The sequence below is a fragment of the Anaeromyxobacter sp. SG66 genome (assembly GCF_022690805.1).
Lineage (GTDB): Bacteria > Myxococcota > Myxococcia > Myxococcales > Anaeromyxobacteraceae > Anaeromyxobacter > Anaeromyxobacter soli.
This window is the reverse complement of record NZ_JALCZC010000127.1, coordinates 1-11438: the sequence shown is the minus strand read 5'-3', so window position 1 is coordinate 11438 and position 11438 is coordinate 1. Positions and strand designations below refer to the sequence as shown.

Below are 11438 nucleotides of genomic sequence, written 5' to 3'. Positions count from 1 at the left end.
GTGGCCGCGCGCGCTCGACACCTCCCGCTCGGCCGCGCCGCTCCTCGCGGACGCCCGCACCCGGGGCGGCTTCGTCCTCCGGCTGCGCTCGCGCGCCGCCGGGAGCTTCGCGGCGTCGGTGGACACGCTCCTGTCCGTCTGGTCCGAGGGCGCCGGCGACGCGCGGCCCGCGGAGGCGACGGTACCGCTCGCGGCGCTCGCCCCCGCGGAGCTCGCGGCGCTCGCGCGGGGGAGCTCTTCGCCGCGGCTCCGGCTGGCACCGCGGACGCGGGCGGCGCCCGCGGGCGCGCGCACGCTCGCCGACGTGTGCGACGTCCGCTTCGGCACGAAGTCCGGCTGCAACGCCTTCTTCCAGCTCAGGCCGCTCGGCGGCGGCCGGTTCGACTCGCCGCTCCTCGGCGAGGTCGCGCTCGCGCCCTCGGACGTGGTCCCGCTCCTCGCGTCGCTCAAGGAGGCGCGGGCGCCGGAGCGCGCCGACCCGGGCCGGGTGCTCTTCCGCCCGCTCGAGCCGTCCCGCGCGGCGCGCGCGTACCTGCGGCGCGGTGAGGCCGCGGGCGTCCACCTCCGCCCGACCTGCGCCGGGCGCGCCCCCTGGTGGCGGCTCGTGCCGGGCCGCGGACCCGCGCCCGTGCTCTACCCCGCCAAGGTGGCCGCGCGCGCGTTCGCGTTCCTGAACGCGGAGGGGCTGTGGGAGGACAAGAAGTGGCACGCGCTCTTCCCGCGCGAGCTCCCGCCCTGGCAGGTGGCGCTCGTCCTCGGCGCGACGCCGGTGCGGCTCGCGATCGACGCGGGCGCGCGGCAGCTCACCGGCGCGCAGGCCATCGCCGACGTCGACTGCCGCGTCCTCGCCGCGGCCCCCTTCCCCGCGCCGGCGGCGCTCGCGGCGGTCGAGGCGGAGCTCGCGTCGGTCCGCGCGGCGCTCGCCGTGGCGCCGGTCACGACCGACGTGCGGGTCATGCTCGCGCGGCCGGCGCAGCGGGAGCTCGACGCGATCGTGGGGCGGGCCCTCGGGCTCGAGCGGCCGGCGGTCGAGCGCGCCCGGCGCGAGCTCGCCCTGCGCGTGGAGCGGCGGCTCGCGCACGCGGAGGCGACCCGCAGGGTCATCGGCGCGTGAGCGCGCGAGGGGCCTCGACGCGCGGCCGGCCTCGGAGGAGCGTTCAGCGCCCGGCGGGTCCGCCCTCGGCGGGCCCGCTCGCGGCGGGGAGCTCGTCGCCCTCGGGCGCGCGCGCGACGGACTCCCGCGCGACGCACTCGGAGCAGGTGCCGATGAGCTCGTGGTGGTGGCTCTCGAGCCGGAACCCGTAGCGCGTCGCCACCTCCCGCTGGAGGATCTCGAAGGCCTCGAACTCGAACTCGACCACCTTGCCGCACCGCCCGCAGCGCAGGTGGTCGTGGTGGTGGCGGCCGAAGGTCGTCTCGTAGCTGCGCGTCTCCCCGGCGAGGATGGCGGGCTCCAGGATGCCCGCCTCCGCGAGGAGCGGGAGCGTGCGGTAGACCGTCGCCTTCGAGCCGCGGATGCCGCGCTGCTTCAGGTCGGCGATGAGCTCGTCGATCGGGTAGTGCCCCTCGCGCGCGAGCGCGGCCTCGACGATGGCGGCGCGGGCCTCCGTGAGGCGGAGATCCTTCCCCGCGAGAAATCGCTCGAACCGGTCCAGCGCGTCCTGGACCCGTGCGTCCACGCCCTCCGTGCGACCCGGTCTCACGGCCCGTACGCTAGCGAGCGACCGACTCCCGTGTCAACGCACGTCCCCGGAAATGCCGGCGCCCTGCCGGGCGTTCTCCCCGCGCCTGGCGCCCCGCACGCTGTCCATGCGTCCGCCCTTCCGGTAAGAGAGAGCCTCCGTGACTGCCATCGTCAGGGCCGCCGCCGCGACCCTCGCCGTCCTCCTCTCCGCTCCCTCCGCCGCAGAGCCCCCTTCGCAGCGCGACCTCCAGGCCGCGCTCGACAGCATCGTCCAGGGCAGCGCCCTCGCCGGGGCCCGCGCGGGCGTGCTCGTCGCCGACGTGACATCGGGTGACGTGCTCTACGCCCGCGAGGCGGACGTGCTCCTCAACCCCGCCTCGAACGTGAAGCTCGTCACCTCCGCCGCCGCGCTCGCGCGGCTCGGGCCGGGCTACCGCTTCGCGACCGAGTTCCTGGTGGACGCCCCCTCCGCTCGCTCGCCGCAGGTGCGCACCCTCTACGTCCGCGGCCGCGGGGACCCCACGCTCGTCACCGAGCGGCTCTGGGCGATCGCGGGCGAGCTCGCGCACCTCGGCATCCGCAGGGTCGGCGACGTCGTGCTCGACGACGGCTGGTTCGACGCCGAGCGGTACGGCCCGGGCTACGACCAGGAGGAAGGGGACCGGTCCTACCTCGCGCCCACCGGCGCGCTCTCGCTCAACTGGAACGCCGTCGCGGTCTACGTCGGTCCGGGCGCCGGCCGAGGCCAGAAGGGCCGCGTGGAGCTCGAGCCGCAGAGCCCGTTCTTCGAGGTGGTGAACCGCACCCGGACCGTCGGGCCCCGCGGCCGGCGCCACGTGACCGTCGAGTCCTCGCTCGCCGGCGGCAGGCAGCGGATCGTGATCTCCGGGCCCGTGCCCGCCGGCAGCCGCGTGCAGCCGGTGTGGCGGAGGGTGGACGATCCGCCGCGCTACCTCGGCCACACGCTGGCGCGGCTGCTCGAGCTGCGCGGCGTGAAGGTCATGGGCGCCATCCACACCGGCGCGGTGCCGCGCGGCGCGAAGCTCGTCCACGTCGCCACCTCGGACACGCTCGCGGAGATCGTCCGCCGGCTCAACAAGAACTCGAACAACTTCGTCGCCGAGCAGCTCGTCAAGACGCTCGGCGCGGAGGCGAAGGGCGCGCCGGGCTCCTGGCCGAAGGGGATCGAGGCGGTGGGGGAGTTCCTCGCCACGCTCGGCGTCCCGCGCGGCGCCTACGTGATGAAGAACGGCTCCGGCCTGAACGACACGAACCGCTTCAGCGCCAGGCAGCTCGTGACCCTGCTCCGCGCGATGTGGGCGCGCTTCCCGCTCCAGGCGGAGTACGTGACGTCGCTGCCCGTCGCGGGCCGCGACGGGACGATCCGCTGGCGCATGGACGGCACCGCCGCGGACGGCCACCTCCGCGCGAAGACCGGCACGCTCGAGAACGTGACGAGCCTCTCCGGCTACGTCGAGACCGCCGGGCGGCGGACGCTCGCCTTCGCCGTCATCGTGAACGACTACCCCGGCCGCCACGCGGGCGTCGTCCGCGCGGTGGACGCGCTCGGCACCGCCATCGCCGCGAGCGGCGGGACGCGCGAGGGGCTCGAGGCCGCGGTGGCGCTCGCGAACGCGCCGGAGGGGACCGCCGTCCCGGTGGCGACGCCCGCCGATCTCGCCGTCGCGGTCCGCACCTATTACGGCCTCGGACGCGCCGCCGACCCGCGCAACGTCTCGTTCCTCCGCACCGCGCTGCGCACCGAGAGCGACCCCGCCCTCCGGCTCGCGGTCGCCGAGAGCATCTACCTCTCCGAGCCGGACGGCGAGACGGCCCGGCGCGCCTTCCTCGACGCCGCGACCTCGGACCCCCAGGCGCTCGGGCGGCTCCTCGCCGCGCTCGGGCCCGACGAGCCCGTGCCGGTGCTCCCGTCGCTCGGGGATCTCGCCGCCGAGGGCGAGGCCGACGCGCTCGCGCGGCTCCTCGAGCTCGCGCCGGCGGCGGTGAGCGACGCCCGGCTCGGGGCCGCGCTCGCCGAGGTCATGGGGGCCGTGGCGTCGAGCGCGCCCGAGGAGATCCTCACGGCGCTGCGGGCGGCGCCCGCGCCGCTCCAGGAGGCGACGATCTCGGTCCTCGCGCGCGGGCTCGCCGGCGCCGAGGAGGGTGAGCGGCCGTTCCGCGAGGCGCTGCGCGCGGCGGGCGAGAAGCCGGGGGACGCGGGCGCGTTCGCGCGGGCGCTCGAGCCGCGCCTCGAGGCGGCGCTCCAGGCCGGCGCCGCCGTCCGCGCGGCGCCCGCCCTCCTGCCCGCCTCCACGGCCCCGGCCACGCCGCGAAGGTGAGGCCGCAGGCCCGCGCGCCGATCCCGGGGGCGACGTCAGAGCGCCCTGCTAGACCTACCTGCACGGCGTGCGACGCACGGTGCGCGGCCCGCCGAGTTCGACGAAGCCGGCCCACGAGCCGGCCTCACGACGCCGGCGGACATACCGCCGGTTTCAGACGCCGGCGGACAAGCCGCCGGCCACGCGGAAAAGGAGAGCGGCGCCATGGTGAACAGGGTCATCCTCGTCGGGAATCTCGGGAAGGATCCCGAGGTCCGGTACACGTCCGGCGGCCAGGCGGTCGCGAACCTCCGCATCGCCACCTCACGCTCCTGGACCGACAAGCAGTCCGGCCAGAAGAAGGAGGAGACGGAGTGGCACGACGTCGAGGTCTGGGGGAAGCAGGCCGAGCAGTGCGGTGAGTACCTGGCGAAGGGCCGCCAGGTCTACGTCGAGGGCCGCCTCAAGACCGACAAGTGGCAGGACAAGGCGTCCGGCCAGGAGCGCTACAAGGTGAAGGTCGTCGCCGAGACGGTCCGCTTCCTCGGCGGCGGCGCCGGCGGCGGCCGCGGCGGCGGGACGGGCGGCGGCGCGCGCGGCGGCGGTCACGGTCCCGACGAGCTCACGCCTCCCGGCGGCTTCGAGGACGACGGCGGCCACGGCGGCGGTGGCGGCGGCGGCGGGCCGGACGACATTCCGTTCTAGTCCGAACCCGAGCGAGAACGCTCGAGGAGACGGCGGAGACCTCAGGGTCTTCGCCGTTTTCGCTTCAGGGGTCCCGTCGCGCAGGTGGACACGAATCCCGGGGCGCGCGCCGCCCCCCGCTACGGGTCCTTGAGGAGGGTCTCTCCCTTCACGAACCAGGAGACCCCGAACGCCCAGAGCGCGAGGGACTCCAGCCAGAACACGGGCTTCAGCTGCTGGACGGGAGTCTCGTCGAGCGCGAGCTTGTACAGGCCGATGAGGCCGATGCACGCGAGCATCACCACGCCGCACGCGCGATAGACGGCGTTGCGCGCCCGCTTCATGCGGGTCGGCGTGCCGCTCGTCTTCGTGAACAGGAAGAGCGAGAAGTAGGCGAGCACGAGGAAGAGCAGGCTGGCCGAGGCGAAGTGGGCGACCTGCTCGAGGCGCGTCCCCGTGTTCGGGAAGAGGGCGGTGCCGATCGCGAAGACGCAGGCGAGGTCGCCCGCGACGTCGTCCCGCTTCTCGTACCCACGATAGGTGAAGAGGAACCAGGCGATGGTGAAGAGCGTGCCGACGAAGACGTCCCGCGTCCGCAGGCCGTAGTAGTCGCTGATCGAGGGCAGGACGCGGAAGACGCCGAGGATCGAGAAGCCCCAGAGCGCGATCACGACGGGGAGGGACACGCCCAGCACGCCAACGACCCGGCGCAGGGTCAGGTACGAGACGATGACGGGCTGATGCGGGTCGGGAGCCGGGGCCATCGGTGAGACGATTGTGGCTGAACGCTCGGTCGCAGTCACCCGTGCCATCCGGGCTTCCCCTTCACCGGAGGTCAGCGCTCTTCGAAGCAAACGTCCCGCAACGGAGGTCTTGCGCCCTCCGGGCGCACGCCGATGAGTGCCGCCCCTGACGCGCACCGCGCTCGTGGTGATCGACGCGCAGAAGCATGTTCGCTGTCCGCGGGAGCCTGAGCGCGGAGTAGACTGCGGGTCGAGTATTCGACTCATCGCGGAGGGGGGAAGCGCATGGCGCAGCAGAGTCCTCGTGTCGTCGCGACCCTCATCTGGGCGGCGCTTCTCGCGGGCCCGACGGTGTTTCTCGGCGTCGCGCTCTTCCTCGTCGTGTCGCTACGCGGTGGGGCCGGGCTCGGTGCACCGCTCGCCGAGCCGGCGCTGATCGGGGGCTCGCTCGTCCTCTCCGTGGTCACCGTGGCTCTGTCGTGGCTCTGGGCCGTCCGGATGAGGATCGCGCGGCCTGCGCAAGGCGCCGTCGCCCAGCGGGGCGCGGCCGCCGCCTTTCCGCCGGGACCCGAGGCGGACGCGGTCGCGCGGCTCGTCGTGGCGTGCGCCCTCTGCGAGGGCGGTGCACTCGCCGCGGTCATCGTGTTCCTGCTGACCGGGAACACGCTCGCGCTCGCGCCGTATGCGCTCTCCTGGCTCGCCCTCGCGGCGCACTTCCCCGGAGACCGCCACTGGGCTCAGCTCAGCGGCCTGCCCGCCGGCGCGGCGCGGAGCCCGATGATCCGCGGCTGAGCCGCGGCAGGGCGAGTGAGGAGCCAGTCGATGACGTGCACCGCACTCCTGGTGATCGACGTGCAGAAGGGGATCTTCACCGGCAAGCGGCCCTCGCCGCGCTGGCCGGAGATCCTGGAGCGCATCGGCGCGCTCGCCGCGCGCGCCGCCGCGGCCGGCCTCCCGGTCATCTACGTGCAGCACGACGGCGGGCCGGGTCACCGGCTGGAGGTGGGCAGCGAGGGCTGGCAGCTCGACCCGGTGCTGGCTCGCACGCCCCCGTCGGCGGTGTGCCGCAAGACCGCCTGCGACGCGTTCTTCGGGACGGCCCTGCAGGCGGAGCTCCATCGCCGCGGGGTGAAGCGGCTCCTCGTCGCCGGCTGCATGAGCCAGTTCTGCGTCGACACCACCTGCCGTCGCGCCGTGTCGCTGGGCTATGACGTGGTCCTGGTCGGCGATGCCCACGCCACCGCGGACAGCGGCGCCCTCAGCGCGGACCAGATCATCGCCCACCTCAACGACACGCTCGACGGGTTCGACGCCGGCAGCGCCGCGGTGACGGTGAGGTCCGCGGCGGGGCTGCCGCTGGAGGGCTGGGCCGGCGAGTAGAGCCCCCGAGAAAGACCGCTGCGAGATCTCTCGCTCACGCCGGGCCGCGGGCGTCCGCAGAGACGCGCAGCCCACCGAGCTCGACCCGGACGCCGCGCCCCGTCGCGCGCGCCCTGGCGTTCACGTGCTCGGCCGCCGCGAGGTCCTCGATCGCGAGCCCCAGCGACTTGAACACCGTGATCTCGCCGGCAGAGGTCCGGCCGGGGACGCGCCCGAGGAGCACGTCGCCCAGCTCGCCACGCAGGTGATCGGGCGTGATGGCCCGCTCCGCGAGCGGGATGAGGTACTCGCCGGCCTCGTGCTGGGCCGACTCGCGGCGATCCACGAAGAGGCGCGCGCGCCGCACCGCCTCGGTGTCCAGCTCGCGCGCGGTCGGGAGCGCGGTCCCGACCGCGTTCACGTGCACGCCCGGAGAGAGCCAAGCGCCCGCGAGGACGGGCGTCCGCGAGGAGGTGACGGTGCACACGAGGTCGGCGCCCGCCACGGCCTCGCGCGCGTCCGGCACCGGCTCGATGGCGAGCCCGTGCCGGGCGCCCTCGCGTGTCGCGAAGCGGCGGGCGTGCTCGACGTCGCGGCTCCAGACGCGCACCCGCCGCAGGCGCCGCACGAGCTTCATCGCCTCCAGATGGCTGGAGGCCTGCACTCCGGACCCGAGGAGCGCGAGATCGCCGGCGTCCGGCCGCGCGAGCACGCGGGTCGCCACCGCGCTCACCGCTGCGGTGCGGATGGCGGTGACCGCGCTGCCGTCCAGGATCGCGCGCAGGCTGCCGTGGCGCGCCTCGAAGAGGAGCACCGCGCCTTGGTGCGAGTCGAACGCGGTGCCCTCGTTCTCCTGCATCACGGCGACGACCTTCAGCCCGAACGCGCCCGCGGCATGGTGAAGACCGGGCATGACCGCGAGCAGCCCGCGGCCGTCAGGGAAGGCCAGCATCGACCGCACGGGCACATGCGCCTCACCTCGCGACAGCGCGCCGAGTGCCTCGGCCATGACCTCGATGCACTCCTGCATCGGCAGGAGCGCCGTCACGTCCTGCTGCGACAGGATCAGGACCTCGTGAGGATCCACCTCGAACCTCCGGGGGCGAGAGGCTCTCCACGTGCGAGTCCTTAGCGCGCCGCGGCCCCGGCGCACGCGTCTCGTCGGCGGGGATGCGCGCCGTGTACGCGCTCGACCTGAGGCAATACAGCGGCCGCCCTGGATCTCGCGGGCGGTTGCCGGCGAGCGACGTAGTAACATCCGGCCGAGCCAACGGTCGGCGCGGCCTCCGATCCCCCATGAGTCCAGGTCCGAAGAGCCGGCGAAACGCCTCCCACTGACGAACACCGCGTTGACGAGCCGCCACGCCGAGCCGCTGCTGGATCACGCCGACGCCCTCCTCTCCGTCGGGCGCCACGCCGAGGCGGAGCGCCTCGCACGCGACGCGCTCGGGGCGGCGCCGGAGAGCGAACGCGGTCACGGGCTGCTGGCCCGTGCACTCGGTGGCCAGGGCCGATTCGATGAGGGCGTGGCGGCCGTCGAGGCCGGTCTCTCGCTCCATCCGACGTCGGAGTGGCTCCATCGGGTTCGCGCGCTCGCGCTCTGGCAGGCAGGGCGCCACGAGGCCGCGCTCGCGGCAGCTGGCGCGGCCCTTCGGCTCGACCCTCGATCGCCCGGGGGGCACCACGTACGTTCCATGGCGCTCCTTGCGCTGCGACGGATCCGGGAGGCGCGAGCCGCTGCGGAGGAGGCGGTGATGCTCGCTCCGGAGGTGCACGAGTACCGTGCCCACCTGGGCGACACCTGGTTGAAGGAGTCCCCCGCGACGGCGGAGGCACACTACCGGGCGAGCCTGACCCTCGACCCCGAGCGGCCGCTCACGCTCAACAACCTCGGCGTGGCGCTGATGAAGCTCCGCCGGCTCGACGACGCGGCCCGGGCTTTCAAGGCGGCGCTGGCCATCGACCCGGGCCTGCGGCAGGCGAAGCTGAACGCGTTCGCCGTCTCCAACCCGGTCATGCGATCACGCTGGGTCGCCTGGCTCGGGCTCGCGGTCGGCCTGGGGGTTGCCGGACTCACCTGGCATCGCCTCCACTCGAACAGCGAGGCCAGCTGGACGCTCTGGGGCGCGGTGGGACTCGCGGCGACTTACCTCGTCGCGATGAGCTGGGTCGTGCGCTCGGGGTTGCGGCGACTGGCCGTCGTCGACCCCGAGACTCACGCGCTTCGCGGTCGAGTCGCGGCCGACCTGCATGCGGACCGGATCGCTGGCGGACCGTGGACTCGCCGCCTCGGCGCCGGCCTCGCAGTGTTCGGGGCGCTGACGCTGGCGGCCAGCCTGGTGCTCGAGGTCATGGTGGTGCGGCAGTGGCTCGCCTTCCCTTCGGAACCGCGGCGCACCTCGCTCGAGGAGGCGCGCCCGGGAGAGTGGGTGGCGCTTCGCGATGCCACGCTCGTCTGCGACTCCCGCCGGGAGGTTCGTGCCGGCACCTTCTATGCGGGCCTGAGCACCGGCGGGCGGCCGTTCCTGGCGAGCTTCGCCGACCCGGTGGACTGCTCGGCCGCGCAGGCCGGTCTGCGCGGCGTTCTCATCGAGCTGGTGCCGCGGCTCGCGGCGACGCTGGACGACGCCGGCTTCCCGGTTCCAGCGGGCGATCCGCCGAGGCTCTGCACCGAATGCGGCCCCTCCGAGAGCCGGCTGTTCGTGGTCGTGCTGCTCGGCTTCGCGGCGATCGCCGCCTTCCTCCTGCGAGAGGGGCTGAAGCAGTGGCGCCGCGGGCGGGCCGCAAGCAGCGCGTGAGCGATCATCAGCGTCGATTCCGGAGCTCACTGCTCGAGCAGCCGCTTCAGGGCGTTCAGGTCCCGCTCCTCCCACCGCGCGTCCTCCGCGAGCCTCTCGTCGGACATGCCCTCCTGACGGAGGAGCGTGAAGACGACCTCGCTCCCGTCGCCGTTCTCGACCTCTCGCATCGAGACGTGAACCCGCTCACCGGACGCCAGCACGACGTCGTGGTCCAGGACTCCGAGGTCGTTCCGCGGCGCGAACCTGACCTTCACCTTTCCCGCCGGGGCGTCCGCGATCCACTCTCCGTTCACGTGGGCGATCGTGCCCGCGAGCCCCGTGGCCCAGCGCGGCAGGTTCTCCGGGTTGGACGCGAACGCGTAGACCTCGCCCGGCGGGCGATCGATCGAGATGCTGACGTGCCGGACCTCGTGGAGGGTGCCCATCGGCGGTCCTTTCGCCGGGCTCCGCTCGCCGTAACCGCAGGAGGTGAGCCCCGCCAGCGAAACGGGGCGCGCCAAAGGACGAGCCGCGGCGCCGTCCGCGCGGGTTCCGCTCCTCGCCGGACCCCAACGTCGCGTCCGCGAGAGCGAGCGCTCCGCCGCGAACGATCGCCGCGCCCCGCTCTGCAAGCGCCTCTGGCGGGCACTCCCGCCCACACACGCACGTGAACGGAGCGTGGCGGGGTGCCGCCCCCACCTCCGCCGACCTCCCCGGCCGGCGGGTTGCGGACGAAGACTGTCCGCACCGACCTTGGGTTGGTAGGCTCCAGGCCCCTCCGCATGCCCCCGTCCATCGTCGAGAAATACGAGCAGATCCTCGCCGCAGATCCCCGGTCGCGCATCTTCGTCGAGCTCGCGAAGGCGCTCGTCGAGCGTGGCGAGGCGACGCGGGCGGCGGACGTCTGCCGCCGCGGCCTCGAGCACCACCCCTCGTCGATCCTCGGGCGCGTGGTCTGGGGTCGCGCGCTCCTCGAGACGGGCGAGCCGGCGGGCGCGCTCGCGCAGTTCGAGGCCGCCGTCGCGGTCGACGCGTCGAGCCCGTACGCCTTCAACCTCGTCGGCGAGGCGCTGCTCGCGAAGAAGCTCCACGCCGAGGCGCTGCCGTATCTCGAGCGCGCCCTCGAGCTCCAGCCGGCCGACACACGCGTGCGCGGCTGGGTGGAGCAGGCGCGGCGGCAGCTCGGGGTGACGCCGCCGTCGGCGCCCGCGCGCGCCGCCGCCGAGGACGATGACGAGACGACGGTCGCGCTCGGGATCTCGAGGAAGGCGCGGACCGCGACCGGGACGCCGACCGCGACCGCGAGCCCGACCGCGCCCGCGACCCCGAACCCGACCCCGACCTCGACCGCTACTGGTGGCGACGAGGCGGAGCCCGGCGCCGAGAGCTCGCGCCCTCCCCCGCCCGTCCTCTCGCGCGTCGCGCCCTCCGCACCGGGCCCGTCGAGCGACAGCGACGCAAGCCCCGGCACCCCGGCGGCGCCGCCCACCCCGCCCCCGCTGCGCGCCCCGCCGACGCCTCCGCCGCTCCGCGCCGATGCGGAGCGGTCCGTCCTCTACATGATCCCGGGCGAGTCCACCCGCGACGTCATCGGACCCTCCTCCGCCTCCCGGCCGAGCGCGCCGCGCGCGGCCGCGCCGGCTCCGAGCGCCGCCGAGGCCGACCGGCTCGCGCAGCAGTTCGCCGAGGAGCTGCGGCAGAAGCTCCTCGCGGAGACGCCCGTGGCGCCCGCGTCCCGGGTGCGGCTGAACCGCCGCGTCCTCGGCGCCGCGGCGCTCGTGCTCGCGATCGGCGCCGCCGCCGCCGTCTACCTCGTGGCGGACGCCCGCCGCGCCACGGCGCTCGCCGCGACCGCGGCGGTCCGCGCGCG

The 11438-nt window shown here is 74.9% G+C and carries 10 protein-coding genes and 1 pseudogene; 7 read left to right on the top strand and 4 right to left on the bottom strand.

Annotation, left to right across the window (positions count from 1 at the left end; genetic code table 11):
- Window positions 1-1114, top strand: a pseudogene (locus MNZ39_RS21270) (type VI secretion system protein); the annotation flags it as partial.
- A gap of 43 nt (window positions 1115-1157) precedes the next feature.
- Here the strand turns inward: MNZ39_RS21270 and MNZ39_RS21265 are convergent.
- Window positions 1158-1703, bottom strand: coding sequence for a Fur family transcriptional regulator (locus tag MNZ39_RS21265; protein WP_242341105.1), 546 nt, complete (start codon window positions 1701-1703; stop codon window positions 1158-1160).
- 139 nt (window positions 1704-1842) lie between these two features.
- Between MNZ39_RS21265 and dacB the strand changes: the two genes are divergently transcribed.
- Window positions 1843-4023 (top strand): D-alanyl-D-alanine carboxypeptidase/D-alanyl-D-alanine-endopeptidase, encoded by a 2181-nt coding sequence (dacB, locus tag MNZ39_RS21260; RefSeq protein WP_242341104.1) that lies wholly within the window; start codon window positions 1843-1845, stop codon window positions 4021-4023.
- Between the two features lie 204 nt (window positions 4024-4227).
- Window positions 4228-4707, top strand: coding sequence for a single-stranded DNA-binding protein (locus MNZ39_RS21255; protein WP_242341103.1), 480 nt, complete (start codon window positions 4228-4230; stop codon window positions 4705-4707).
- Window positions 4708-4826: 119 nt separating this feature from the next.
- Here MNZ39_RS21255 and MNZ39_RS21250 read toward each other — a convergent pair whose 3' ends face one another.
- On the bottom strand, window positions 4827-5450 hold the full coding sequence (locus MNZ39_RS21250; protein ID WP_242341102.1) for a hypothetical protein: 624 nt from the start codon (window positions 5448-5450) through the stop codon (window positions 4827-4829).
- A 264-nt stretch (window positions 5451-5714) separates the two neighbouring features.
- Between MNZ39_RS21250 and MNZ39_RS21245 the strand changes: the two genes are divergently transcribed.
- On the top strand, window positions 5715-6221 hold the full coding sequence (locus MNZ39_RS21245) for a hypothetical protein (protein WP_242341101.1): 507 nt from the start codon (window positions 5715-5717) through the stop codon (window positions 6219-6221).
- Window positions 6222-6251: 30 nt separating this feature from the next.
- Window positions 6252-6809, top strand: coding sequence for a cysteine hydrolase family protein (locus MNZ39_RS21240; RefSeq protein ID WP_242341100.1), 558 nt, complete (start codon window positions 6252-6254; stop codon window positions 6807-6809).
- Between the two features lie 34 nt (window positions 6810-6843).
- On the opposite strand, the gene MNZ39_RS21235 is transcribed toward MNZ39_RS21240, so the two are convergent.
- Window positions 6844-7875 (bottom strand): ornithine cyclodeaminase family protein, encoded by a 1032-nt coding sequence (locus MNZ39_RS21235; protein WP_242341099.1) that lies wholly within the window; start codon window positions 7873-7875, stop codon window positions 6844-6846.
- Window positions 7876-8137: 262 nt separating this feature from the next.
- Here MNZ39_RS21235 and MNZ39_RS21230 point away from each other — a divergent pair, with 262 nt between their 5' ends.
- On the top strand, window positions 8138-9586 hold the full coding sequence (locus tag MNZ39_RS21230) for a tetratricopeptide repeat protein (RefSeq protein ID WP_242341098.1): 1449 nt from the start codon (window positions 8138-8140) through the stop codon (window positions 9584-9586).
- Between the two features lie 26 nt (window positions 9587-9612).
- Here the strand turns inward: MNZ39_RS21230 and MNZ39_RS21225 are convergent, their stop codons facing one another.
- Entirely contained in the window at window positions 9613-10014 is a 402-nt protein-coding gene (locus tag MNZ39_RS21225; RefSeq protein WP_242341097.1) for an SRPBCC family protein, read from the bottom strand.
- Between the two features lie 336 nt (window positions 10015-10350).
- Between MNZ39_RS21225 and MNZ39_RS21220 the strand changes: the two genes are divergently transcribed.
- A partial coding sequence (locus tag MNZ39_RS21220) for a tetratricopeptide repeat protein (protein WP_242341096.1) occupies window positions 10351-11438 on the top strand: 1088 nt, incomplete at its 3' end.